23 protein-coding genes are annotated in these 23,046 nt (G+C 64.7%); 16 read left to right on the plus strand and 7 right to left on the minus strand.

Translation table 11 applies throughout. The features are described from left to right. Positions 1-19 precede the first annotated feature (19 nt). Entirely contained in the window at positions 20-727 is a 708-nt protein-coding gene (locus AYX22_RS00890; protein WP_207595696.1) for a DUF4190 domain-containing protein, read from the plus strand. A gap of 93 nt (positions 728-820) precedes the next feature. Here AYX22_RS00890 and AYX22_RS00895 read toward each other — a convergent pair whose 3' ends face one another. From AYX22_RS00895 to AYX22_RS00905, 3 genes are all read right to left on the minus strand, one after another. Further along, the gene (locus AYX22_RS00895) at positions 821-2,320 is read right to left on the minus strand and encodes a peptide MFS transporter (protein WP_207595697.1); all 1,500 of its coding nucleotides are present in this window, start codon (positions 2,318-2,320) and stop codon (positions 821-823) included. A gap of 74 nt (positions 2,321-2,394) precedes the next feature. Next, positions 2,395-3,798, minus strand: a complete 1,404-nt coding sequence (locus AYX22_RS00900; protein WP_242703471.1) for an amidase — start codon at positions 3,796-3,798, stop codon at positions 2,395-2,397. A 25-nt stretch (positions 3,799-3,823) separates the two neighbouring features. Next, complete coding sequence (locus tag AYX22_RS00905; RefSeq protein WP_207595699.1) at positions 3,824-4,567, minus strand: peptidase E; 744 nt, start codon at positions 4,565-4,567, stop codon at positions 3,824-3,826. 156 nt (positions 4,568-4,723) lie between these two features. On the opposite strand from AYX22_RS00905, the gene AYX22_RS00910 reads away from it, so the two are divergent. The 3 genes from AYX22_RS00910 (at position 4,724) to AYX22_RS00920 (ending at position 6,352) form a co-directional block, all read left to right on the plus strand. Beyond that, positions 4,724-5,050 (plus strand): rhodanese-like domain-containing protein, encoded by a 327-nt coding sequence (locus AYX22_RS00910; RefSeq protein ID WP_024818941.1) that lies wholly within the window; start codon positions 4,724-4,726, stop codon positions 5,048-5,050. A gap of 30 nt (positions 5,051-5,080) precedes the next feature. Continuing rightward, a complete protein-coding gene (gene pheA / locus AYX22_RS00915) occupies positions 5,081-6,016 on the plus strand; it encodes a prephenate dehydratase (RefSeq protein ID WP_207595700.1) in 936 nt (311 codons plus the stop codon). 105 nt (positions 6,017-6,121) lie between these two features. Beyond that, positions 6,122-6,352, plus strand: coding sequence for a hypothetical protein (locus AYX22_RS00920; protein ID WP_207595701.1), 231 nt, complete (start codon positions 6,122-6,124; stop codon positions 6,350-6,352). On the opposite strand, the gene AYX22_RS00925 is transcribed toward AYX22_RS00920, so the two are convergent. After that, complete coding sequence (locus AYX22_RS00925; protein WP_207595702.1) at positions 6,349-7,410, minus strand: diacylglycerol kinase family protein; 1,062 nt, start codon at positions 7,408-7,410, stop codon at positions 6,349-6,351. The genes AYX22_RS00920 and AYX22_RS00925 overlap by 4 nt on opposite strands. A gap of 111 nt (positions 7,411-7,521) precedes the next feature. Here AYX22_RS00925 and serS point away from each other — a divergent pair, with 111 nt between their 5' ends. After that, positions 7,522-8,802: a serine--tRNA ligase gene (gene serS, locus AYX22_RS00930; protein WP_207595703.1), complete on the plus strand. Its 1,281-nt coding sequence runs from the start codon at positions 7,522-7,524 to the stop codon at positions 8,800-8,802. On the opposite strand, the gene AYX22_RS00935 is transcribed toward serS, so the two are convergent. Next, positions 8,799-9,539, minus strand: a complete 741-nt coding sequence (locus AYX22_RS00935; protein ID WP_207595704.1) for a class I SAM-dependent methyltransferase — start codon at positions 9,537-9,539, stop codon at positions 8,799-8,801. The two genes, serS and AYX22_RS00935, sit on opposite strands and share 4 nt — an antisense overlap. A 176-nt stretch (positions 9,540-9,715) precedes the next feature. Between AYX22_RS00935 and helR the strand changes: the two genes are divergently transcribed. The 4 genes from helR (at position 9,716) to AYX22_RS00955 (ending at position 14,203) form a co-directional block, all read left to right on the plus strand. Then, the gene (helR, locus tag AYX22_RS00940) at positions 9,716-11,914 is read left to right on the plus strand and encodes an RNA polymerase recycling motor ATPase HelR (RefSeq protein WP_207595705.1); all 2,199 of its coding nucleotides are present in this window, start codon (positions 9,716-9,718) and stop codon (positions 11,912-11,914) included. Between the two features lie 73 nt (positions 11,915-11,987). Next, complete coding sequence (locus AYX22_RS00945; RefSeq protein ID WP_207595706.1) at positions 11,988-12,833, plus strand: HAD family hydrolase; 846 nt, start codon at positions 11,988-11,990, stop codon at positions 12,831-12,833. Positions 12,834-12,872: 39 nt separating this feature from the next. Further along, the gene (locus AYX22_RS00950) at positions 12,873-13,727 is read left to right on the plus strand and encodes an AraC family transcriptional regulator (RefSeq protein WP_207595707.1); all 855 of its coding nucleotides are present in this window, start codon (positions 12,873-12,875) and stop codon (positions 13,725-13,727) included. A gap of 80 nt (positions 13,728-13,807) precedes the next feature. Continuing rightward, positions 13,808-14,203: a DUF1761 domain-containing protein gene (locus AYX22_RS00955; protein ID WP_207595708.1), complete on the plus strand. Its 396-nt coding sequence runs from the start codon at positions 13,808-13,810 to the stop codon at positions 14,201-14,203. Positions 14,204-14,231: 28 nt separating this feature from the next. On the opposite strand, the gene AYX22_RS00960 is transcribed toward AYX22_RS00955, so the two are convergent. Next, positions 14,232-14,972 (minus strand): GAF and ANTAR domain-containing protein, encoded by a 741-nt coding sequence (locus AYX22_RS00960; protein ID WP_207595709.1) that lies wholly within the window; start codon positions 14,970-14,972, stop codon positions 14,232-14,234. Between the two features lie 133 nt (positions 14,973-15,105). On the opposite strand from AYX22_RS00960, the gene AYX22_RS00965 reads away from it, so the two are divergent. Next, on the plus strand, positions 15,106-15,882 hold the full coding sequence (locus tag AYX22_RS00965) for a sigma-70 family RNA polymerase sigma factor (RefSeq protein ID WP_207595710.1): 777 nt from the start codon (positions 15,106-15,108) through the stop codon (positions 15,880-15,882). Positions 15,883-15,924: 42 nt separating this feature from the next. Here the strand turns inward: AYX22_RS00965 and AYX22_RS00970 are convergent, their stop codons facing one another. Beyond that, positions 15,925-16,875, minus strand: a complete 951-nt coding sequence (locus AYX22_RS00970) for a glycosyltransferase family 9 protein (protein ID WP_207595711.1) — start codon at positions 16,873-16,875, stop codon at positions 15,925-15,927. An 86-nt stretch (positions 16,876-16,961) separates the two neighbouring features. On the opposite strand from AYX22_RS00970, the gene AYX22_RS00975 reads away from it, so the two are divergent. From AYX22_RS00975 to AYX22_RS01000, 6 genes are read left to right on the plus strand one after another with little or no spacing between them, the layout of a single operon-like run. After that, complete coding sequence (locus AYX22_RS00975) at positions 16,962-17,516, plus strand: HAD-IIIA family hydrolase (RefSeq protein ID WP_207595712.1); 555 nt, start codon at positions 16,962-16,964, stop codon at positions 17,514-17,516. Further along, positions 17,513-18,601, plus strand: a complete 1,089-nt coding sequence (locus tag AYX22_RS00980) for a glycosyltransferase family 9 protein (protein WP_207595713.1) — start codon at positions 17,513-17,515, stop codon at positions 18,599-18,601. Before AYX22_RS00975 ends, AYX22_RS00980 begins: the two co-directional genes overlap by 4 nt. After that, positions 18,598-19,665: a glycosyltransferase gene (locus AYX22_RS00985; protein ID WP_207595714.1), complete on the plus strand. Its 1,068-nt coding sequence runs from the start codon at positions 18,598-18,600 to the stop codon at positions 19,663-19,665. Before AYX22_RS00980 ends, AYX22_RS00985 begins: the two co-directional genes overlap by 4 nt. Next, complete coding sequence (locus AYX22_RS00990; protein WP_207595715.1) at positions 19,662-20,930, plus strand: glycosyltransferase; 1,269 nt, start codon at positions 19,662-19,664, stop codon at positions 20,928-20,930. The genes AYX22_RS00985 and AYX22_RS00990 overlap by 4 nt, the downstream gene beginning before the upstream one ends. Continuing rightward, positions 20,930-21,613, plus strand: coding sequence for an SIS domain-containing protein (locus tag AYX22_RS00995; RefSeq protein ID WP_207595716.1), 684 nt, complete (start codon positions 20,930-20,932; stop codon positions 21,611-21,613). Before AYX22_RS00990 ends, AYX22_RS00995 begins: the two co-directional genes overlap by 1 nt. Beyond that, positions 21,610-23,013, plus strand: a complete 1,404-nt coding sequence (locus AYX22_RS01000; protein WP_207595717.1) for a PfkB family carbohydrate kinase — start codon at positions 21,610-21,612, stop codon at positions 23,011-23,013. The genes AYX22_RS00995 and AYX22_RS01000 overlap by 4 nt, the downstream gene beginning before the upstream one ends. Positions 23,014-23,046: the final 33 nt, after the last annotated feature.

A 23,046-nucleotide genomic window follows, 5' to 3' on the forward strand; every position in this document is an offset into this window, starting at 1 on the left:
CACTTTCAGGGGGATTCCTATGTCAGATCAACCATCCAAGGCCAACGAGGACAAGCCGGCGGGCTACGAACCGCCGCAGTACGTCCCGCCTGCACAGTTCAGCGCACCCGAGTCGAGCGCGCCGGGCCAAGGCGCACCGCACCAGGGCGCACCGGACCAGGGCGCATCAAGCGAGAGCGCCAACGCCACGCAGCCCCTCCCGCCCTATGAGCAGAGCGCGCACGGGGACTCCTACGCGCAGGACGCGTACACGCATAACGCCCAGGGCCAGAATGACTTCTATGCCCAGCCGCAGCCGCCCGCCAGCACGGGTTCCTACACGCCGGGCGACTACAGCCAGCAGCCGCCGTCGCCGTACGGCCAGCCGCCCAGCCCGTACCAGCAGCAGCAGACGTTCGGTCAGCAGCCCTATGGCCAGCAGCCTTACGGCCAGCCGCAGTCGCCGTACGGCCAGCCTGCGTACTACGCCATGCAGGCCGAGCCCAAGGGTTTGAGCATTGCCAGCATGTGCTGCGGTATCGCCATCTTTGTTGGGTTCGGATTCTTCATCCTGCCGCAGATCGCCGCCGTGATCCTGGGCCACCTCGGCCTCAAGCGCGAGCCTGCGGGCAAGGGCATGGCCATCGCCGGCCTGGTGATGGGATACATCGGCATTGCGCTGACGGTGATCTTCGGCATCATCTTCTTCGCTGCGATCGGTGCTTCCACCAGCAGCTACAACTACTAAATAAACGCGTACGACGGCGGCCCTTGCGTCAGGTGGGAAACCCACCGAACGCAAGGGCCGCCGTCGTCGTTTAACGTCAGTCCGTTACGGCTGTTACCGAACGCCACCCATCAGCTTCTTGATTGCCGGCGACGCTGCAGCCAGGCCAACAGCCAGGACCACTGCCACGCTGCCGATGCCCAGGAAGTACGGGAGCTCGTCATCGGGGTTGTAGAGGCCGGCGAGGATTCCGGCCAGCGTGGTGCCGAGCGAGACGGACAGGAAGAACAGCGCCACCATCTGGGTGTGGAAGGCCTGCGGGGCGAGCTTGGTGCTCACGGACAGGCCGATGGGGGAGAGGAACAGTTCCGCCAGGGTGAACATGAACAGGATTCCCACCAAGGCCAACAGCGGGGTCTTGCCTTCGCCGGCCAGCGGGATGAACGCAAGGAACGCCAAGCCCATGATGAACAGGCCGGCGGAGAACTTCAGCGGCGAACTCGGCTGCTTGGAGCCCAGCTTGGTCCACAGGGCAGCCATGACGCCGGCGAAGATGATGATGAACACCGGGTTGATGGACTGGACCCATGCGGCAGGCATTTCCCAGCCGAACAGGTTGCGGTCCAGCTTTTCCTGGGAGTACACGGCGATGAACGTGAACTGCTGCTGGAACAGTGCCCAGAACCCGGCTGAAGCGATGAACAAGGGGATGAAAGCGACTACGCGCTTGCGCTCCACGCCAGTGACCAGCGGGCTGCGGAAGATCAGGAACAGGTAGACCACTGCGGCGCCGATGGCAGCGTAGGCCATGCTCCGGGCCAGGTTGTTGGCGTTGACGATCCCTGTACCGAGCAACACGCCAATGACGATCAGGATGGCCAGGAAGATCAGGCCGTACTTGGTGCGGTCCTTCGCCGGGAGGGGGTTGGGGACGCGGTGTGCTTCCTCGGGGAGCCTCTTGCGGCCCAGCGAGTAGATGACCAGGCCGATCGCCATGCCCACGGCCGCGGCGCCGAAGCCGATGTGGAAACCGTAGCTCGTCTGGAGCCAGCCGGTGACCAACGGGCCGATGAGCCCACCGATGTTGATGCCCATGTAGAAGATGGAGAAGCCGGCGTCGCGGCGCTCATCCTTCTCGCCGTAAAGGCTGCCGACCAGCGCCGTGGCGTTGGCTTTCAGGCCACCGGAGCCGATGCCCACCAGCACCAGGCCCGCGATCAAGCCCGGAATGCCGGGAAGCAGGGCCAGCGCGATGTGGCCGGCCATGATCATGATGGCTGAGCCGAAAAGGACTTTTTCTGAGCCGAAGAGACGGTCGGCGAGCCAGGCACCGAGAATCGTCGACAGGTAAACGCCGCCACCGTACGCGCCCACCAAACCAGCGGCGAGGCTCTGGTCAATGGAGAGACCGCCCTGCTCGGCGGTGAAGTACATGTAGTAGAGCAGGATTCCCTGCATGCCGTAGAAGGAGAATCGCTCCCACATTTCCACGGAGAAGAGGCTGGCCAACATCTTTGGGTGGCCGAAGAATGACGTATCGCCCGCTGGCTTTGCGGACTCAGCCGTGGTTTGAGGTGTGCTCATTTTCTTAATGCTGGCACTGACTGCGGGCATTGTCACATCGATGAATGCCCGGGGCAACCACTTTCCATATGTTAGACGCGCGACCCAGGCACGCCCAGCGGGCCTCAGCGGCTCTCGAGGACCGCCGCGAGCTGGAGGAGCACCAGTTCAGATCCCGGCTGGCCAACCAGCTGAATCCCCATTGGCAGTCCGCCCTGCGTCGTATGCACCGGAATGCTGATCGCCGGAAGTCCGCACACGTTCACCATGGACGACCACGGGGCGTACTCGCACTGCCGTTTGTAGTCCTCGTCGGCGTCACCTGCCCACTCGCTCGGCCAGAGTTCACCACTGTGCCCGCCTCCGGTAAACCAACCGATCGGCCGCGGTGTCTGGGCCAGCGTCGGCATGAGCATCAGGTCCCAGCCCGAGTACTGCGTGATGGTGTCGTGCTCGAACTGCCGCAGGAAACCCAGGGCCTCGTTGACCTTCAACGCGCTCCGCTGTTGTGCCCGACGCCGGAACGTCCTGGTCAACGGGGTCAGCAACGCCTCGCGCTGGGGTGCTATCCGGGCACTCCCGACTCCGGCGGTCCAGGCTGTGGTGAATGCCTCGGGATAGCGGTTGTCGTAGCGGATTTCGGCTTCCGTGACGCTGTGGCCCGCCTTTTCCAGCAGCCGGATCCCCAGCGAGAGGGCGTCCATCGCTTCCTGCCCGATCTGGAACGGGTAGATGCCGGCCCACGGGCTATCCAGGGTCACACCGATTCTCATGGGTTCCGGTGCCCGCCCCACGTTGGCGAGGTATCCGCCGTCGGGCGCTTGGTCGCGAGGGACCAGCGCGTCCATCAGGAGCGCTGCATCTGCTGCTGTTCTTGCCAGCGGCCCGGCAACCACCAACTTGGCTGCGTCGCCCGCGCTCGCACCCGATGGCACCACGCCCCGCCCCGGTTTCAACCCGACCAGGCCGCACGCGCCGGCCGGGATCCGGATGGACCCGCCGCCGTCGGTCCCCGGAGCGAACGGCACCAGGCCGGCGGCCACAGCGGCAGCGCTGCCACCCGACGACCCACCAGAGCTTCGACCCAGTGAATGCGGATTGCGCGACGGCGGTGCAACGCGGTTTTCGCTGTAGGCCGTCAGTCCGAACTCCGGAACCTGGGTCTTGCCCAGTGAGATGGCGCCGAGGCCCTTCAGCGTCGCGGCGAGGGCGCCATCCTCGGGCGCGGGCTTGTGCTCAAGGGCCGCGCTGCCGTGTGTGGTGGGAACGCCGGCAACATCGGTGAGGTCCTTGAAGGCCGTGGGCATGCCGTGGAGGACGGGAAGTTCATTCAGGCGTCCCTCCCGGTTCAGCCTGGCGTGCAGCCCATCCGCGGCGGCCGCGTCCTGCAGGGCCTGTTCCGCGGTGACCGTGACGAAGGCGCCCAGCTGCTTGTTTCCGGCTTCGATCATGGACAAGAAGTGGGTGGTGGCTTCACTGGCTGAGACTTCGCCCGAAGCCAGGGCATCACGGAGCTCAACAGCCGTCATTCGCGATATGTCATGCACGTAAGGATCAGCCAAGGAAACGCGACTCCAACCGTTCCTCCACAGCAACAGCATCTACGCTCTCGCCCGCTCCGGCGGTCACCCGGAAGGCGGCCTTGTTCTTCACTTCGGACACCACCTCTACAAGTTCCGTCCCCCGGTAAACCAGCCCGACGCCGTCGTCCGTGCAGTGCGTCTCACCCAGAGTGCCGTTGGCCACCAACTGGTGAATGGCAGGCGCGCGGCGAAGTTCTGAGTCATAGTGGACCCCGTTGCCGTAAGGGAGGAAGCCCAGGGCGTTGGTAACGGGCTTGAGCTCAGGCCCAAAGGAATCAGTCACGCCGCCTTGGTACCAACAGATGGAGCCAGCGGAAACCCCGGCCAGGACCACGCCGCCTTCCCAAGCCCGCCGCAGGATCCCGTCCAGGCCATGCGCGCGCCAGACGGCCAGCAGATTCACCACCGAACCGCCATTAACCCACACCACATCCTGCTCCAGGAGATGGGCCTCCGGGTCCTCGATGTTGGGCATGGTGAAAAGGTTGAGGTGGCTGAAATCGAAGCCTGCGATGCGGGCGGCTTGGTCCATTTCCGCGGCCCACCAACGCTGGTCACCGGAGGCTGTGCCGATGTGTGTGACGCGGGGAGCCCGGCCGGTGACGCCGGACAGTTCCACGGCGTAATGCATCAGGTGGTTGAACTCGATCCTGGTCCGATCGCCGGGCTTGTAGCCGCCGGATGTCGCCAGAATCGTGGGGTGCCCAGCAGCCATGGGGGTACTCCTTACGCGCGAGTGTTGGGGGAGTGCTTGGGTCCCAGTCTTAGCGTCCTGGCCTTGGGGCGCAAGCGTGGTCCGCCTGCGAAGTTACGGTGCCACGCAGTGGGGACTAGGCTGGATCCTGGACTTAATCGATGGGAAGGGACCGCCATGAGCGACTTCGATACCGTGCCTGTGGGCGACATTCCGGCCGACGCCAGCATTCTGGACGTCCGCGAAGACTACGAGTGGGTGGCAGGCCATGCCGAAGGAGCGCGCCACATTCCCATGGACCAGCTTCCGGCACGCCTGGATGAGCTGGATCCAGACGACGACCTCTTTGTCATCTGCCGCACCGGCGGTCGCTCTTTCCGCGCCGTGCAGTGGCTCGTAGGACAGGGCTACTCGGCCGTGAACGTAGCAGGGGGCATGGATATGTGGTTCGAGACCGGCAAGCCAATGGTCTCGGACAATGGACTGAAGCCGGTTGTTCTCTAACCTGCGTATATAACCAGCAAGGAATATCTCTTGACGCCACCAGTGACCTACACGTTCCTCGGTCCCGAGGGCACCTTCACCGAGGCCGCCCTCCTGCAAGTACCGGGTGCTGCTGACGCCACGCGGATTCCCTGCACCAACGTCAACACGGCCCTGGATCGGGTCCGTGCCGGCGAGGCTGATGCGGCCATGGTTCCCATCGAGAACTCGGTGGAGGGCGGGGTCACTGCCACCTTGGACGCGATCGCCACTGGCCAGGAGCTCCGGATCATCCGCGAGGCCCTTGTTCCCATCACCTTCGTGCTCGTGGCGAGGCCCGGCGTCGAACTTTCCGACATCAAGAGGATCTCGACGCACGGGCACGCCTGGGCGCAGTGCCGCTTGTGGGTGGATGAGCACCTTCCGAACGCCGATTACGTTCCGGGGTCGTCCACGGCGGCCTCGGCGATGGGCCTGCTGGAGGACGATGCGCCGTATGAAGCCGCCATTTGTGCGCCGCTGGTCGCTGCGGAACAACCCGGCCTGAATGTTCTGGCGGAGGACATCGGCGACAACCCCGAGGCCGTCACGCGGTTCATTCTGGTGAGCAAACCCGGCCTTCTTCCGGGCCGCACCGGAGCTGACAAGACCACCGTTGTTGTCCCGCTGCCTGAGGACCATCCCGGCGCGCTCATGGAGATCCTGGACCAGTTCGCGTCCCGCGGAGTGAACCTCAGCCGCATCGAATCCCGGCCCACCGGACAGTACCTGGGCCACTACTTCTTCAGCATCGACGCCGACGGTCACGCTACGGATTCACGGGTAGCGGACGCCCTGGCCGGCCTCCACCGCATCAGCCCGGCCACGCGGTTCCTGGGCTCCTATGCCCGCGCCGACAAACAGCCGGCCGTGGTGGCCCCGCATACGTCCGACGCCGCCTTTGCCTCGGCGCACGCGTGGGTTGACTCGATCCTCAAGGGCTCCTAGGCGCTTTCCACAGCGTGGAAAGCGTGCTCTTTCGCAGTCATGCTTCTATGCGTATGCTTGCCTGATCCATCAACGATGGCTGAATGCCAAACGAAGGGAGCGGTCATGACTGTCCACAGCGATGACAAAGACGGCCAGGGCATGATCGTCAATCCCAAGCCCTCAAGTGAAAACAAAGATGACTGGGACGGCGACGACGCTGACCGTGCGGATCGCCTGCGCTTCGAAGAGGAGCAGGCCATGATCAAGGAGCAGTCCGAGGCCCGGGCCGCAGCCAAGGCAGCGGCTGAAGAAGCCGGGAAGAACGCGGCGCAATCCGAAAAGGGCGCTGTTTAGCCGGTTTTGGCTTTAGGCACGCGCACCAGCAGGGACCCTGGTGCCACCTGGACGGTCACCGTTGTAGCCTCGCCCGAGGGGTCGCCGTCCAGCTGTGTTGCCATGGGTTCCTGGCTGCGGATGACCACCTTGCCGGAGCGGTAGAAGCTCATCATTGGCAGGTTCGCGTTGTGCTTGAAGAGGACCTTGGTGTACATGGCGAGCCAGCCGAAAGCGCTGCGGGGACTCATGACCACAATGTCCAGCATGCCGTCGTCGACCATTGCCTGGGGGATGAAGTCGATGCCGCCGGGGATCAAACCACAGTTGGCAAACAGTACGCTGCGGATCTTCCGGGCCTGCTCGGGCTGGTCATCCATGGTGATGGTGACGCGTTTGCGGCGGCCGGGAAGGTGGCGGACGCCGGCTTCGGTATAGGCCAGCCAGCCGACGCTCTTCTTGAGCTTGTCCCTGGTATCGCCAACAACCTCGGCGTCAAGGCCCATGCCGGCGATGACCAGGAACGTGTGCTCGGCGGACTCGCCGGTGATGTCGTTGTCCACGCCCATGGTGGCGGTATCGATGTAGCGCTGGTGGCCGAACAGCGCCACCTGGATGCAGTCCTCGAGGTCGGTGACGTCCAAATCCACGTTGCGCGCCAGCAGGTTTCCGGTGCCCAGTGGGATGAGGCCCATGGCAACGTTCTTGTGCGCCAGGGACTCAGCCACCACGCGCACTGTACCGTCGCCGCCGCACGCCAGGACGACGTCGGCCCCGTACGCAAGAGCCTCCCGGGACTGGCTGTAACCGGGATCCTCCAGGGTGGTTTCGTAGAATTTGGGAGCGTCCCATCCCGCGAGGTCGCAGGCGTCCAAGATGGCCTGCCGGGCAACATCCGCGTTGTTCTTCACGGGGTTCAAGATGACTGCCACCCGCTGGTCCCCGGCTCCGGGCTTGTGCGTATCCTCCCGAACAGCGCTTCTGATGTGCCGGGCTTTCAATCGGCGCACACCCCACCAACTGGAGACGGCAAAGGCCACGCCCCCAGCGAGAATCACGTACAGGATCCAGTCGCTCATGGTGATCCAACACTATCCCCTGGGCAGGTCACTCCATGCCGAGTCTCCGCGACGGGTGGTCTTTGCCCGCTGCGGGCCGGAAATCCGCGGCGCATTCGATACTCTTGTCTGGTGATCGACGTAAAAGACCTCAGCGAAAATCCGGACAAGTTCCGTGCCAGCCAGCGCGCCCGTGGCGCCGACGAGTCCGTTGTGGACGCGATCATCTCCGCTGACTCCGACCGCCGTGCCGCGCTGATCCGCCACGAGACGCTCCGCGCAGAGCAAAACGCTTTCGGCAAGAAGGTTGCGCAGGCCAAGGGCGAGGAAAAGCAGGCGCTGCTTGCCGAGGTCAAGGAACTGGCCAACTCGGTCAAAGCAGCTGCCGCTGAAGCCTCAGCCGCCCAGGCAAAGCAGGAAGAACTGCTCCGGGTCATTCCCAACCTCGTGGTGGATGGTGTCCCCGAGGGTGGCGAGGACGACTACGTCGTGGTCAAGACCGTCGGTACTCCGCGCGAATTCACGGACTTCGAGCCGAAGGATCACCTGGAAATCGGTGAACTGATTGGCGCGATCGACATGGAACGCGGCGCCAAGGTTTCCGGCTCGCGTTTCTACTTCCTTCGCGGCGTTGGCGCCAGGCTGGAAATGGCCCTCCTGCAGATGGCCATGGAGCAGGCCATCGACGCCGGCTTCGTCCCCATGATCACCCCAACTTTGGTGCGCCCGGAGACCATGCAGGGCACCGGTTTTGATGTCAAGCACGACGCCGAGATCTACCGTCTCGCTGAAGACGACCTTTACCTTGTGGGAACCTCGGAGGTGGCCCTCGCCGGCTACCACGCAGACGAGATCCTGGACCTCTCCGCAGGCCCCATCCGCTACGCGGGCCAGAGTTCCTGCTACCGCCGTGAGGCCGGTTCCCACGGCAAGGACACCCGCGGCATTATTCGCGTGCACCAGTTCAATAAGGTGGAGATGTTCATCTACACCACGGTTGAGGAAGCAGCTGCCGAGCACGAGCGCCTGCTCGCGTGGGAAGAGGAAATGCTGGCAAAGTGCGAGCTTCCCTACCGCGTGATCGACACTGCCGCCGGCGACCTCGGCATGTCCGCGGCCCGCAAGTTCGACTGTGAAGCGTGGGTTCCCACCCAGAACGCCTACCGCGAGCTCACCTCGACGTCCAACTGCACCACGTTCCAGGCGCGCCGCCTCAACATCCGTGAACGCGTGATCAACGACGAAGGCGTTGCCAAGGGAACCCGCGCCGTTGCCACGCTGAACGGCACACTGGCCACCACGCGCTGGATCGTTGCCATCCTTGAGCACCACCAGAACCCGGACGGCTCCGTCAACGTTCCCAAGGCACTGCAGAAGTACCTTGGCGGGCTTGAGGTTCTGCCGGTTATCTAGCGGGGCTTGCGGGCAAGCACGATCAGTTCGCCTTGCCCGCTGCCCACGTCCTCGCCGGCCCAGCCGCCGCACACGTGGTCCACCGTGAAGCCTGCTGAGGCTAGATCGTGGCGGAGCTGATCTTCCGTGCGGAAGGCCAGCACGGATGTCTCGGGTTTGTCGATGCTCCCGTCCACAACCCGGTGTTCAGTCAGTGCAACGAGCCCGCCCGGCCGAGGATCACACTCCATCCACGTTTCCAAGGCAGTGCCGTCGGGGAGGGCGCAGCGCCGCCGCGTCTTCGCCGGAGTCCAGTGTTCCCACGCTCTGGCTGCAGGGTCTCGGGAATCGAGGGCCAATCGACCTCCCGGGACGAGCGCACGGTTGATGTCGGCAAGCGTTCGGGACCAGTCGCCGTCGTCGTAGATCGATTGAGCCACGTGCGCCGTCATGATCGCTACGTCAAAGGCAGCGTCGCGGGGGATCGCCGCCGATGTCCCGTCCAACCAGGTGACGCCTTCAGCCCCGGGTTTCTGTCGCGCAGCCGCAAGGGAACCCGAGTTGGGGTCGATGCCAACAACGGCATGGCCAGCCGCGGCAACCGCCAAGGTGATCCGACCGGTACCGCAGCCCAGATCCAGCACCCGGCTGTCCGGCCGCTCATTCACCAAAGCCAGGAAAAAGTCGTCATCCGCGGCCCACTGATTCTCCGCGTCGTAGAGGGCTGACAGTTGGGCTGAGGTCATTCGGGAAGACATCCGCCCACCCTAACGGTCTCGTCGCCGGATCCCCGGGAAATCGGGCACAAAAAAGGAAGGGAAATGATCCCTTCCATACCCAATTTATAACCCACCCGGGGGCTTGCGGCAAGGCCCCCTGCATGCCGAACAATGGATCCACGAACCCCATCGCCCAGAGAAAAGGGACTCGTGCCATGCCCGAAACCAGCCCCCTGAAAACCAGGGCATTCGCCCTGCCGGAGCACCTTGCCCGCAAGGCCGTGCCCATGTTGATCGGCAGCGATGAGCAGCAGTTTGAAGCCATCGCAACCAGCCTTTCAGAATCCCTCACGGGGTTGTCCAACCGTCTGGATGCCGTGCGAAAGCAGCCCGGCGGCCGGGGCCAGGCAGCCCTGGACCGGGACCAGGAAATTCATCGGATCACCGCGCGGCTGCGGGCTCTCAACCGCTTCGGACTGGACCTTTGCTTGGGCCGTATGGTCACCGCTGACAATCCGGAGCCCACCTACATAGGGCGGCTGGGACTCAATGACACAGAAGGCCGCAGGCTCCTGATCGATTGGCGCTCGCCGGCGGCGGAGCCCTTCTTCGGAGCGACCCACGCCAACCCGATGGGTTTGGTAAGTCGCCGCCGCTACCGCTGGACCAGAGGGCGGATCAGTGACTACTGGGACGAAGTGTTCACGGCGGATGGCTTGGAAAGTAACGCTGCACTGGATGACCAATCCGCCTTCATCGCCAGTTTGGGCAGCAGCCGCACGGCTCGAATGCGGGACGTTCTGGGGACCATCCAGGCGGACCAGGACCAGATCATCCGGGCAGGCTCGCGGGGTGCCCTGGTGGTCGACGGCGGTCCTGGTACCGGTAAGACCGTGGTCGCCCTGCACCGCACGGCATATCTGCTCTATTCGGACCCTCGGCTGAGCCAGCGAGGTAACCATCGAAGGAGCGATGTCCTGTTCGTCGGCCCCCACCAGCCCTACCTCGCTTACGTTGCGGATGTTCTTCCCAGCCTGGGCGAAGAGGGAGTCCAGACCTGCACGCTGCGGGACCTGGTCCCGGAAGGTGCCACGGCCGTCGTCGAAAGTGATCCCGACGCCGCCAGGCTCAAGTCGTCCGTTGAGATGGTGAAGGCGATTGAGGCTGCCGTGAGGTTTTACGAAGCGCCGCCGTCCAGGGGCATGGAGGTTGAGACGCCGTACGCCGACATCTGGCTCAGCACCGAAGACTGGGCCGAGGCCTTCGATGCCGCAGAGCCCGGCACCCCGCACAACGAGGCACGCGACGACGTGTGGGAGGCGCTGCTGGAAATCCTCATGGACAAGGTGGCCGAGCGCGATGTTCCCACGGGCTTGCTCCGGAGGATGTTGGCCCACAACGCGGGGCTGCAGGAGGAATTCAACAAGGCCTGGCCGTTGCTCTCCTACGGGGCGCTGGTGGCCGACCTCTGGCGTGTGCCTGCCTATCTGCAGCTGTGCGCACCATGGTTGCAGCCTGATGAAAGGGCGGTACTGCGGCGTCAAGACCCGGAGGAATGGACGACGGCGGATCTGCCGCTTTTGGATGCAGCCCGCCAACGCTTGGGCGACCCTGAAGCTTCCCGACGCAGGCGGAAGCAGGAAGCGGCGCTGGCCGCGGAACGGGAGCTCATGGATCGGGTGGTAGATGACCTGATTGCAGCTGACGACTCAGAAAACCTGGAGATGTACATGTTGCGGGGCGATGACATGCGGGACAAACTGCTGGGCCGTGATGCGGTGCCCGCAGCTGATCCCGATGTCCTGGCAGGACCGTTCGCGCACATTGTGGTGGACGAGGCCCAGGAGTTGACCGACGCTGAGTGGCGGATGCTGCTTCTTCGCTGCCCGTCGCGGAGCTTTACGGTGGTGGGGGACCGCGCCCAAGCCAGGCACGGGTTCACTGAGACCTGGGAGGAACGCCTGGAGCGGGTGGGCCTGGGTATCATTTCCGTGGCCAGCCTCAGCATCAACTACCGCACGCCGGAAGAAGTCATGGCGGAAGCTGCGCCGGTCATCAGGGCGGCCCTCCCGGACGCCAACGTCCCCACATCGGTCCGCAAAAGTGGCATCCCCGTGGTCCATGGGAAAGCTCAGGAGCTCAACTCCATCCTGGAAGTCTGGCTCGCCAAGAACCCGGAGGGCACGGCCTGCGTCGTCAGCCAGCCGGACGCCGTGGCAACGAAGCCCACACTGGACCGCGTCAGCTGGCTCACGCCTGAATCATGCAAGGGTCTCGAGTTCGACCTGGTGGTTGTCATCGACCCGGGCGGGTTCGGCGCAGGCATGGAAGGTGCAGTGGACCGCTATGTCGCCATGACCCGGGCCACCCAGCAACTCGTGATCCTGGGGAGGAACGTGGAACCATCCGAATGATTCACCGTCCGTTAATCCACAGCTGTGGCGCCGGTCCTAGTTCAGTGTCGGAAGTGTCTGCTCTACTGTAAGCATGACTATTTTGACTGATACTCCAGTTGCTGGCATCGATGACCAGCCAAATAACAACAACAACCTCATGGTCGCCTTGGACGTTGACGGCACCTTGGTTGACCACGACGGCCACATGTCACCAGCCGTTCGCTCTGCTGCGCAGGCAGTGGTTGCCAGCGGCCACGACGTCATGATCGCCACGGGCCGCTCACTCAACGCGACGCTGCCCATTATTGAACAGATCGGCCTCGAGCGAGGTTACGCAGTGTGCTGCAATGGCGGCGTGACACTTCGACTGGATCCCTCGCTGGACAAGGGCTACGAGATCATCCACAAGGCAACCTTCGATCCCGCTCCGGCTCTGAAGGCCCTGCGCGAACGGCTGCCCAACGCCAAGTACGCGCTGGAAGACGAGGACGGCAACTTCCTCTCCACCGAGCGCTTCCAGGATGCCAGCTTCGGTGTGGAGTCCATCGGCGTGGACTTTCAGACCATGTTGGATGCCACCGCGGTCCGCGTGGTGGTCTTCAGCAGCGAGAACACCTCGGATGAGTTCAACGAGGCCATCAAGCACATCGGACTTTCCGGCGTGACCTACTCGGTGGGTTGGACCGCCTGGCTGGACATCGCCGCGGAGGGTGTCACCAAGGCAAGCGCCCTTGAAGCCCTGCGCCGGAAGCTCGGCACGGACCGGAACAACACGGTGGCCGTCGGTGATGGCCGCAACGACATCGAGATGCTCACCTGGGCAGGCCGGGGCATTGCCATGGGCCAGGCCCCCGACGAGGTACTCGCCGTTGCGGACGAGGTCACCGCGTCAGTGCTCGACGACGGCGCAGCCTTGGTTCTGCGCGGCCTGCTGTAACTGCGCATTAGCGGGCGGCGGGGTACCTAGACTGGGGCTGTGTTCTATGAAGAGTGCCCCGCGCCGCCCGGACTGCAGCCGTTCGTTACCCAGCTGTGGTTTGTCCGTGCTCAGCCTCAGGCCCGTTACGAGAAGATTCTCCCCGGCCCTTCGGCACACCTGATTCTGAATCTGTCTGACCCGTACAGGCTGATCACCCCTCCTGAGGGTGGAACAGCCCCCACCCTGTCGGAAGCCGGCGCAACGGAAGTTTCCACGGGCTTTTACGCAGGCCTGCAACGCAGTTATGTCATCAGTGAAAACCCGGATCAGCTGTTCAACATTGGTGCCCGTCTGGCTCCCTATGGACTGGCAGCGTTTACCAACCGGCCGCCGTCGGAATTTCAGAACCGGGTGGTGGATGCTGAAAGCATCTTTCCTGGTTTTTCCTTGCTCCGCTCTCAACTGACCACCGCAGGGCCTGAAGAGGCCTTCGCGGCACTGGCAAGTTTTCTGGAAGCGCAGCTCAGGCCGGGGTACGCGGCCGATCCCCGGACACTGCACGCCGTGGAAACCCTTGCTAAAGAGGACGTCGAAATCAGCGTGGTGGCTGCGGGATTGGGGATCAGCGCGTCCACGCTGGAGCGCATCATGATGCGGGATTGTGGGACCACGGCCAAGGCTTATTCGGACGTGTGCCGGTTCAACAGGCTCGTGAACCAGGCGGCAGCCCTGCCTATGGGCTCCATCCCGGGCCGGGAACTCCTTCACTTGGCCGATTACTACGACCAGCCTCATCTGATCCGGTCTTTCAGGCGCTTCAGTGGTTTTACCCCCACCGAATACCTTCAGGTGGTGCAGAACTACGGGGCGGAATATGCCACGTTTATCCCGCTCGAGGAAGTAGCCGGATAGCCTGCGGGTTTTTTACAAGACCGCGAGCTTGACCGGGCGTACTGTCCATTCAGGAACTGCTCACCCTGGAGAGGACACTGATGGACGTTCAGATCAATTGGCTCGCTGTGTTGTTGGCTGCGTTGGCCACGTTCGTAGTGGGTGGGCTCTGGTATTCGTTGTTGTTCGCCAAAGCGTGGCAGAAGGCGGCCGGGGTGGGCGATGAACAGTTGAAGTCCGGGACGGCTCGCGTCTTTGTGGGCTCGTTCCTCCTGGCGGCTGTGATGGCCGTTGTCCTGGCTGCGTTCATCGGCCGGGCCGGGTTCATGTTCGGGACCTTTGCCGGGCTGGCCGCGGGCCTGGGATGGGTGGCAACAGCCTTGGGTGTTAATTACCTGTTCGAGCGCCGCAGCCTCACACTTTTTGCCATCAACGGCAGCTACAACGTGGTTACTTTCACGGTGATGGGCGCAATCATCGGAGCCATGCAGGGGTAGCGCCCCGTAGGTACAAGAACTAGTTGAACTACTTGAACACCGTCTGGACCGGCCCTCCGCCGGCGGACTCAACAATGGCTTGCGCAACCACCCGGAGCTTGACGTTGCGGTTGCTGGAGGCCTTCTTGATGAGTTCCATCGCCTCCTCCTGGGTGCAGCGGTTCTGCGCGATGATGATCCCGGTGGCGATGTCGATCACGGTCCTGGACTCCATGGCCGCCCGCAGGTTGGCGGCGGTTTGGCTGTGCTGGGCAATCAGGATGGCCAGCTGAAGGCCCTTGGCGGCCTGCCCCACGTAGTCGTTGGCGCGCTGCACGGCTGCCTGGTCAAAAGCGTTGGGGCGGTCGGAGTACAGGTTGAGACCCGCCATGGCTGTGTCGTCCGGCAGTGGGAAGGGAACCGCAAGCACGGAACGAAGGCCATGGTCGGTGATGGCCTCGTTATATTCCGGCCAGGTATCGTCTTTTTCAAAGTCGGGAATATGGACCTGGGTGCCCTCGCGGCAGGCATGCAGGCAGGGCCCGTCGGCAAACGCGTATTGGACCTCATCCAGTTGCCGTGCACGTTCGCTGCTGCTGGCCACTGTGCCGGCTGTGCGGTGACGCATCAGCGTAATTCCGCAGTAAACCTCGTGGTCAGGGCTGCTGAAGATACTTGCTGAATGCCGGGCCAACTCCTCAAGGAACGCCTCGACGTCAGGCGTGCCCAGCAGCAAATCCTGAATATCGGACAGGACCGTACTCGGCTCTGCGAGTTGTGGTTCTTCCATGTAAATCTCCGATTCGTTGGACGCGGCTACCTTTTGAGCCTAACCCCGTTGAAAGCTAATAGTAAGTGTGCTTCTCTTTTTAAAGAGTCTTGCCGTGGGCTCACCTAACCAGCAGGTAGAGGATTGAAGCCCCATGCGACAGATCCCACGCTTTGACGTCCCCTCACGTCCCCCCGCCAACGCACCGCAAGGGAGCATCCAGCAAAGCTTTCAGGACAGCCTGATCCTGGACCACCTCAATCTGGCCAAGTCCATTGCCTCCAGGTACTCGGCCCACACCCACGACCTCGACGACGTCAGGCAGGTCGCATACATGGGCCTCATCAAGGCTTCGCGGGGTTATGACGAATCAAAAGGCGTCAGTTTCCCTGCCTACGCCGCGCCCACGATCGCCGGCGAGGTCAAACGCTACCTACGCGATCATTGCTGGGTGGTGCGCCCTCCGCGGACCATTCAGGATGTCCGCCGCCAAGTGCTGGCGCGGACGGAGGAAATGACCCAAACTCTGCAACGAACGCCAACGCCCGAGGAAGTGGCCCAGGACCTGGCCCTGGAGCCGTGCCAGGTGCGCGAAGCACTGATGGCCGGCACCAGCAAACGCCCGGATTCCCTGGATGCTCCAGTATCCGAGGGCCGCGAAGGCCTCCAAGGCTCGCTTTCGGCTTTCGGGTGCCCCACGGACCGCCTCGAGGACGTGCTGGCTCTCCGCAACGCCATCCGCGGACTGAGCGCCGAGGACCGGCACTTGCTCTACCGCCGTTACTACCGCGAGGAAACGCAGTCCACCATCGCCGAGGCCCTGGGGATGTCGCAAATGCAGGTATCGCGCAAGCTGTCCAAGATCCTGGTTTCCCTTCAAACCCAACTGCTGGACGAACAAGCCCATTTGCAGGACGGGACTGCACCCTAGAATCCGATGATCACAACCCGCGTTACCGCCGGAAGAGGGTCCCTATGTGCCCAGCCTCTCCACGGCGTCCACAACGTCGCGGACACTGACGGCCAAAAGCGCCGGATCAGGATCGGCTGAGAACACATCACCGCGGCGGAGTTCGACGGCGGTCAGCACCTTGTGCGGTCCGGGCGGCGGTCCCCATTCTTCCGCGGGGGCGGGGCCGAACAGCACCACGGACGGGCGCCCATAAGCGGACGCCAAGTGCGCTGCACCGGTATCGGCGGATACCACCAACCGCGCTTCGGCGATGGTGGCCGCGAACTCGGCAAGGCCTTGCCGCCCGGCCAGCAGGCCGTCGTCGAGGTTTGCTCCTTTGAGTTTCGCCAACGCGGCTGTCTGCTCAGCGCGCCCGCGCTCCGACGCGCCACCAGTGAGCACTACGTCGTGCCCGGCTGCCGCGAGTTCCGCCGCCACGTCCGCGAACCGATCCACGGGCCACAGCCGGCTGCCGTAGGCCGCGCCCACGTGGATCACGGTGGCTCCCGGGCGCGACGAAGGGACAGCGGGGAGGTTCAACCGGTAGTCCAGGGGGTCGGCTTCGATGCCGTGCCAGTTGAGCAGTCGGGTCCAGCGCTCGCGTTCAGGCAAGCCCGAGGTCCAGGCCGGCCCATCGATCCCGGGTGCCTCGTGCGCGACCACCCGGTTGGCCCCCAGTTCCTCGATCCGGAGGCGGCTCTCGGCGCCGTTTCCGTGCAGGTTCACGGCAATGTCCACGGCCCCGTGCGGGACGGTCAGGGGGTCGTCGAGGCCCGGGGTAGGCAAGTGATGGATGCCGCCCACCAGTTCCAGGGCCTCGGCGATCCAGGCCGGTGCAGCGTACAGAATGCGGTGTTCGGGAAAGGCCCGCCGCAGGCCTCGAAGCGCCGGAACTGCGACCAAAAGGTCACCGAGCTTCAAGGCGCGCAGGGCAAGCAAAAGAGGTTGATCGTTGCGTTCAGCTGTATTCATGGTGGCCTCCCGCTAGGAGTCTAGCGGCACGAAACTTCTCACCGCCGCACTGTTTAGCGTCCGGAGAACCGGGGAACGTTGCGGGTATGGGAGGAACCGGAACGTTGAAGGCGGTCCTGTTTGACCGCGATGGAACGCTGGTGGTTGACGTGCCTTACAACGGCGACCCGCAGCTGGTGCGGCCCATGGAAGGCGCCCTTGCGGCGCTGGAAGAAGTGCGCAGGGCAGGGCTTGCCACAGGGGTCCTCAGCAACCAGTCGGGTGTTGCCCGTGGGCTGCTGTCGATGGACCAGGTGGATGCCGTCAACCAGCGGGTGGAACAGTTGTTGGGCCCGTTCGACGTGTGGCAAGTATGTCCGCACGGGCCCGAGGACAGCTGCGAATGCCGTAAACCTGCGCCAGGCATGATCTTGGCTGCCTGCCATGCCCTGGGCATCGAACCGTCCGAGGCTGCCTATGTTGGCGACATCGGTACTGACATGGACGCAGCCGCGGCAGCTGGTGCCCGCAGTGTGTTGGTGCCCACGGAGATCACCCTGCACGAGGAGATTGAGGCTGCGGCCAATGTGGCCGTGGATCTTGGCCACGCGGTGAAGATCCTTCTTTCCGGGGTACCGGAAGAACAGGACACCCCTGTATGAGCCGGATCCTGGTAGCCCGCCTGGACAGCATGGGCGACGTCCTCCTTTCAGGACCCGCCCTGCGTGCTGTGGCCAACGGAAACAGGCCGGATGGCAGCCGCCCAAACGACGTGGTCCTGCTTTGCGGTCCCGAAGGGTCAAGCGCGGCGGAGATGCTGCCCGGAGTCACCGAGGTTTACACCTGGGCCTGCCCCTGGATCGTGAACCCCGCACCCCCTGCAACCGAAGCGACGGCCCGCCGGCTGATCGACTTTGTCCGCAATTCCCGCATCGAGGAAGCCCTGATCCTCACGTCCTTCCACCAATCCCCCCTCCCGCTCGCACTGCTCCTGCGCTTGGCAGGCGTCAAGAAGATCACGGGTGCGTCCACGGACTATGCAGGCTCCCTGCTGGACGTCCGGCTCAAACCCGGCGAGGACTTCCCCGAGGACCAGCCGGAGGCGGTCCGCGCCCTCACCATCGCTGAGGCCGGTGGCTACGTTCTTCCCGACGGCGACGACGGGAAACTGCGCATCACTCCGGGGTCGGACCCGGGCGGCGTGGCGGACGAACTGGCTGAAGGTGGCCCGTACATCGTGGTCCACCCGGGAGCCGCAGCACCCGCCAGGGCGTGGCCGGCCCTCCACCACGCCGCCACCGTGGAACTGCTCGAAGCATACGGGCATCGTGTGGTGGTCACGGGAGGTCCCGGGGAAACGTCCCTCACCGCAACGGTGGCAGGACCTTCGGCCAGGAACCTCGGCGGCGGAACCAACCTGCGGACGCTGGCAGCGGTACTTGCCGGTGCCGCCGTCGTGGTGACCGGAAATACAGGTCCCGCCCATCTGGCTGCAGCGGTGGGTACGCCGGTGGTCTGCCTGTTCGCACCCGTTGTCCCTGCGATCCGCTGGGCACCTTACGGCGTTCCGCTGGAGCTGCTCGGCGACCAGGAAGCGGGTTGCAGGAACAGCCGCGCACGCATTTGTCCTGTTCCCGGGCATCCCTGCCTGAGCTCGGTATCCCCGGAACAGGTTGTCGAAGCTGTTGAAAGGCTCCTGGGAGGCGTGTCGTCACTGTCCACTCGTCGGAAGGTGTGGAAACCATGAGGATCCTGGTGTGGCATGTCCACGGCGGATGGATGGAGGCATTCGTCCGTGGCCGGCATGAGTACCTGCTGCCAACATCGTCCGACGGCGGCGCGTGGGGTTTGGGGCGTGGGGGCCGTGAATGGCCTGCTGCCGCCCGGGAAGTTGACCTGGAGACGCTCGATCCGGACAGCGTAGATGCCGTCGTCCTCCAACGGCCCGAGGAGATCACTGCGGTGGCCCGCACGCTGGGCCGGCGCCCGGGCCACGACCTCCCAGCCGTCTACCTCGAACACAACACACCCAAGGGCGACGTCCCGTTCACGCTTCATCCCTTGGCGGACCAGGGCAGCATCCCGGTGGTCCATGTGACCCATTTCAACCAGCTCTTCTGGGACACGGGCTCGGCGGCCACCACGGTGATCGAGCACGGCATCCCCGACCCCGGGCACCTGTACACCGGCGAACAGGTAGAGATGGGCGTGGTGGTCAACGAACCCGTCAGGCGTGGCCGTGTCACGGGAACCGACCTCCTGCCCGGATTCGCCGGCGTGGGTCCGCTGCGGGTGTTCGGCATGGGGACGGAGGCGTTGCCGGAAGCACTGAATCTCAAGGGATTCGGTCTTAGCGAAAAACGGCTCCACATTGCCGGTGACGTGCAGGCGCCCAAACTCCATCAGGAACTGGCACGCTGCCGCCTGTACCTGCATCCGTTGCGGTGGACGTCGTTGGGGTTGGCCCTGCTGGAAGCCATGCATCTTGGCATGCCGGTGCTGGCACTGGACACCACCGAGGCGGGCCGCGCCGTACCGCATGGCGCAGGCCTCGTCTCCAACGACGTCGACGACCTCCAAAAGTTCGCCCGGCGGCTGCTGGACGACCCCGACGACGCGTACGCCATGGGGATCATCGCCCGTGAGGCCGCCTTGCAGCGCTACGGACTCGGTAGGTTTCTTCGGGCTTGGGACGAACTCCTGGCCGACCTGCCCCAGCACACCCACGGAGGAAGCCGTCCGCAACCCGGCACGGCTTTCGCCAGCCATGACACAGAAGCCAGCCATGACACCGAGAGGACGCACCCATGAAAATCTCCATGGTCTCCGAACACGCCAGCCCACTGGCTGCATTGGGAGGCGTTGATGCCGGCGGGCAGAACGTCCATGTGGCCGCGCTTTCGTCAAGCCTTGCTGATCGCGGCCACCAGGTCACGGTGTACACGCGGCGCGACGATCCGGACCTGCCCGCAAAGGTGCAGGTTGGTCCGGGACTCACCGTGGTCCACGTCGACGCCGGCCCTGCCCGCCGCATTCCCAAGGACGGGTTGCTGCCGTATATGGGTGCGCTGGCGGACGGGATCTGCGCGGACTGGGCCGGCCAGTTGCCGGACGTGGTCCATGCGCACTTCTGGATGTCCGGCCTTGCAGCCATCCAGGCCTCCCGGCGCGCCGGAGCACCAGACCCCGTGCCTGTAGTGCAGACCTTCCATGCCCTGGGTTCGGTGAAGCGCCGCCATCAAGGGTCCGCAGACACCAGCCCGCCGGCCAGGGAGTGGCTGGAACCCTGGGTTGGCCGCACGGCTGACTGGATCATCGCCACGTGCCCCGACGAGGTCTTCGAGCTCAAAGCCCTGGGCATCAGCCGGTCCAAGGTCTCCATTGCCCCCTGCGGCGTGGACCTCACGCTGTTCCCGGGAACCTCCGACGCCGAACCCAAGTCACGGACGCATCGCATCCTGAGCGTAGGGCGCCTCGTGCAACGGAAGGGCGTGGACACGGTGATCCAGGCCCTCCCGATCCTCGCTGAGGCAGGCTTCAAGGACGTGGAGCTGTTGATCGTTGGTGGCTCCGGCGACGCCCTGACACTTGAGGAAGACCCGGAAGCCCAACGGCTCCATGCGTTGGCGAAGGAACTCGGGGTGGAGGACAAAGTGACCATGCGCGGGCAGGTTCCACGCGATGCGATGCCCGGCATTTTCCGCAGCGCCGACGCCGTGGTCTGTGCGCCTTGGTACGAGCCGTTCGGCATTGTGCCGTTGGAGGCCATGGCCTGCGGAGTGCCAGTGGTTGCGGCTGCAGTGGGCGGACTCCGGGAGACCGTCGTCGACCAAAAGACCGGGCTGCATGTCCCGCCGCGTGATCCGGAAGCCCTCGCCGAGGCACTCGGCAAGCTGCTGGCCGACCCGGAGCTGCGCGCCGACATGGGCCGGGCGGGCGCTCGCCGGGCACGCTCCCGCTACTCCTGGGAACGCGTTGCCGCCGACACCGAGAAAGCCTACCGATCCGTCCTGGCGGCCGGGCTGTCCCGGCAATCCGAGCAAGTCCTGGAACCATTGGAAGGAACGGCGCTGTGATGATCAAAGGCCTTGCGACCACCGGGTCCAGCACCTCGACCACTGTCCAGGCGCGCTGGGTACCCAACGTCACCGACCCTACCCACACCGCTGAGGTCACCACACACCTGGACAACGTCCTGCCAGCGCTGGAGTCGCTGCGCTCGCAGTCCGGGCGCCTGTCCGCATGGGGAACCGAACTCGCCACCAGGCTGCTCTCCGGACAACGACTGCTGGCGGCAGGCAACGGCGGCTCAGCTGCTGAGGCGCAACACCTGACAGCTGAACTGGTGGGCAGGTTCGACGAAGAACGCGCGCCCTTCTCCGCCATCTCCCTGCACGCAGAGTCCTCCGCCGTCACCGCACTGTCCAACGACTACGGCTACGAGGAAGTCTTCGCCCGGCAAGTCAGGGCACATGGGCGGGCGGGCGATGTGCTTCTCCTTCTCTCCACCAGCGGACGCAGCCCCAATCTGCTCAAAGCCGCCCGTGCGGCAAGGGAACGCGGCATCGCAACGTGGGCTCTCACCGGTCCGGGCCCCAACCCCCTTTCCGATGCCTGCGATCAAGCCATCACCGTGGACGCCATCGCCGCCAACGCCCAGGAAGGCCACCTCATCGCAATCCATGCAGTGTGCCGGGCCTTCGACGCCGAGGTCGCCCAGCGCGCAGGTTCAAGCTCCTTCGGGGCGGGGCAACCATGAGGATCACAGTCGTAGGCGACGTCCTTCTGGACGTTGACATCAACGGGGCAGCCACCCGGCTCAGCCCCGACGCGCCGGTACCGGTGGTGGACGTCGGCGACATCCGGCGTCGTGCAGGAGGCGCCGGGCTCGTGGCCACCGTGTTGGCCCAGGACGGCCACAGCGTTTCGCTGGTCACCGCACTATCGGACGACGACGGCGCCAGCCACCTCAAGCGCGCCCTGTCCGGGGTGTCTGTGCTCACCGGAGTCCCGCTCGCCCCCACGCCCACCAAGACACGGGTGCGGATCGGGACACACCCGATGGTCCGGTTCGACGAAGGGTGCGCCCCCGCCCCTGTTCCCGCCAGCACGGGGGAGATGCTCGCAGCCATCGCCTCGGCGGAAGCCATTGTGGTGGCCGACTACGGCCGGGGAATGACCGCCAACACCGAGATCCGTGCCGCGCTCGCCGATGCTGTACGCCGCGTCCCCGTGGTGTGGGATCCGCATCCTGCTGGTTCCGAGCCCGTGCAAGGCGTCGCCGTCGTGACGCCGAACCTTGCCGAGGCCATCGCGGCGGCGAAAGCGGCCGGGCTGGAACCGTCCACGGGTGCCGAGGAAGCAGGCCGGTACCTGCTCGAAAGATGGGGAAGCAGCGCCGTTTTGGTGACCAGGGGTGCGGACGGGGCGCTCTTGATGTCAGCCGGAGCCGCGCAGGGTATCCCCGCCCCCAGAACCAACGTCAGCGACCCCTGTGGAGCCGGCGACCGACTGGCCGGCAGCCTTGCCGTGCACTTGGGATCAGGGATGGACCTCGCACAGGCCGCCGCCCGGGCAGTGGAGGATGCGTCCGCCTTCCTGGCAGGGGGTGGAGCGGCGGCGTTGGCGGTGGTGACCGAAGCGCCCGACGCCGGCCCCGTCGTCGAGCTTAAAGGTCTGGAACTCGTGGGAGCCGACGACCTTGACCCGGATGGTGTCCAGCTGGCTCGGGCGGTGCGGGCCGGAGGAGGCACTGTGGTGGCCACGGGCGGATGCTTCGATCTCCTCCACGCCGGTCACGCCCGGACGCTGGCCGCCGCGCGTGGTATGGGCGACTGCCTTATCGTTTGCCTGAATTCCGATGAATCGGTCAGGCGGCTCAAGGGTCCACATCGGCCAATCGTCAGCGTGGAGGACCGCGCGGAGTTGCTGCTGGCACTCGAATGCGTCGACGCCGTGGTGGTCTTCGGCGAGGACACTCCCGAAGCCTGCCTCACCGAACTGCGGCCCGATATTTGGGTCAAGGGTGGCGACTACACTCCCGAAGAATTGCCGGAAGCCCGCTTGGTGGCGGGTTGGGGAGGGCGCTGCGTCACTGTGCCCTTCCATCCGGCACGCTCCACCAGCGGCCTGGCTGCAGCCCTGGCCAAGGTCAGCTGACAACAACACCGTCAGCTGAGAACAAGCACCCAA

The sequence above is a fragment of the Arthrobacter sp. D5-1 genome (assembly GCF_017357425.1).
GTDB lineage: Bacteria > Actinomycetota > Actinomycetes > Actinomycetales > Micrococcaceae > Arthrobacter.

Bases quoted from the DNA above. Each gene is read 5' to 3' on its own strand.
- AYX22_RS00980 (WP_207595713.1), top strand. From the start codon at position 17,513: ATGAGCCGGATCCTGGTAGCCCGCCTGGACAGCATGGGCGACGTCCTC.
- AYX22_RS00925 (WP_207595702.1), bottom strand. From the start codon at position 7,410: ATGAGCGACTGGATCCTGTACGTGATTCTCGCTGGGGGCGTGGCCTTT.
- AYX22_RS00965 (WP_207595710.1), top strand. From the start codon at position 15,106: ATGCGACAGATCCCACGCTTTGACGTCCCCTCACGTCCCCCCGCCAAC.
- AYX22_RS00990 (WP_207595715.1), top strand. From the start codon at position 19,662: ATGAAAATCTCCATGGTCTCCGAACACGCCAGCCCACTGGCTGCATTG.
- AYX22_RS00905 (WP_207595699.1), bottom strand. From the start codon at position 4,567: ATGGCTGCTGGGCACCCCACGATTCTGGCGACATCCGGCGGCTACAAG.
- AYX22_RS00900 (WP_242703471.1), bottom strand. From the start codon at position 3,798: ATGACGGCTGTTGAGCTCCGTGATGCCCTGGCTTCGGGCGAAGTCTCA.
- AYX22_RS00895 (WP_207595697.1), bottom strand. From the start codon at position 2,320: ATGCCCGCAGTCAGTGCCAGCATTAAGAAAATGAGCACACCTCAAACC.
- AYX22_RS00985 (WP_207595714.1), top strand. From the start codon at position 18,598: ATGAGGATCCTGGTGTGGCATGTCCACGGCGGATGGATGGAGGCATTC.
- AYX22_RS00945 (WP_207595706.1), top strand. From the start codon at position 11,988: ATGACTATTTTGACTGATACTCCAGTTGCTGGCATCGATGACCAGCCA.
- AYX22_RS00890 (WP_207595696.1), top strand. From the start codon at position 20: ATGTCAGATCAACCATCCAAGGCCAACGAGGACAAGCCGGCGGGCTAC.
- AYX22_RS00920 (WP_207595701.1), top strand. From the start codon at position 6,122: ATGACTGTCCACAGCGATGACAAAGACGGCCAGGGCATGATCGTCAAT.
- AYX22_RS00975 (WP_207595712.1), top strand. From the start codon at position 16,962: ATGGGAGGAACCGGAACGTTGAAGGCGGTCCTGTTTGACCGCGATGGA.
- helR (WP_207595705.1), top strand. From the start codon at position 9,716: ATGCCCGAAACCAGCCCCCTGAAAACCAGGGCATTCGCCCTGCCGGAG.
- AYX22_RS00995 (WP_207595716.1), top strand. From the start codon at position 20,930: ATGATCAAAGGCCTTGCGACCACCGGGTCCAGCACCTCGACCACTGTC.
- AYX22_RS00970 (WP_207595711.1), bottom strand. From the start codon at position 16,875: ATGAATACAGCTGAACGCAACGATCAACCTCTTTTGCTTGCCCTGCGC.
- AYX22_RS00910 (WP_024818941.1), top strand. From the start codon at position 4,724: ATGAGCGACTTCGATACCGTGCCTGTGGGCGACATTCCGGCCGACGCC.
- AYX22_RS01000 (WP_207595717.1), top strand. From the start codon at position 21,610: ATGAGGATCACAGTCGTAGGCGACGTCCTTCTGGACGTTGACATCAAC.
- AYX22_RS00960 (WP_207595709.1), bottom strand. From the start codon at position 14,972: ATGGAAGAACCACAACTCGCAGAGCCGAGTACGGTCCTGTCCGATATT.
- AYX22_RS00955 (WP_207595708.1), top strand. From the start codon at position 13,808: ATGGACGTTCAGATCAATTGGCTCGCTGTGTTGTTGGCTGCGTTGGCC.
- AYX22_RS00935 (WP_207595704.1), bottom strand. From the start codon at position 9,539: ATGTCTTCCCGAATGACCTCAGCCCAACTGTCAGCCCTCTACGACGCG.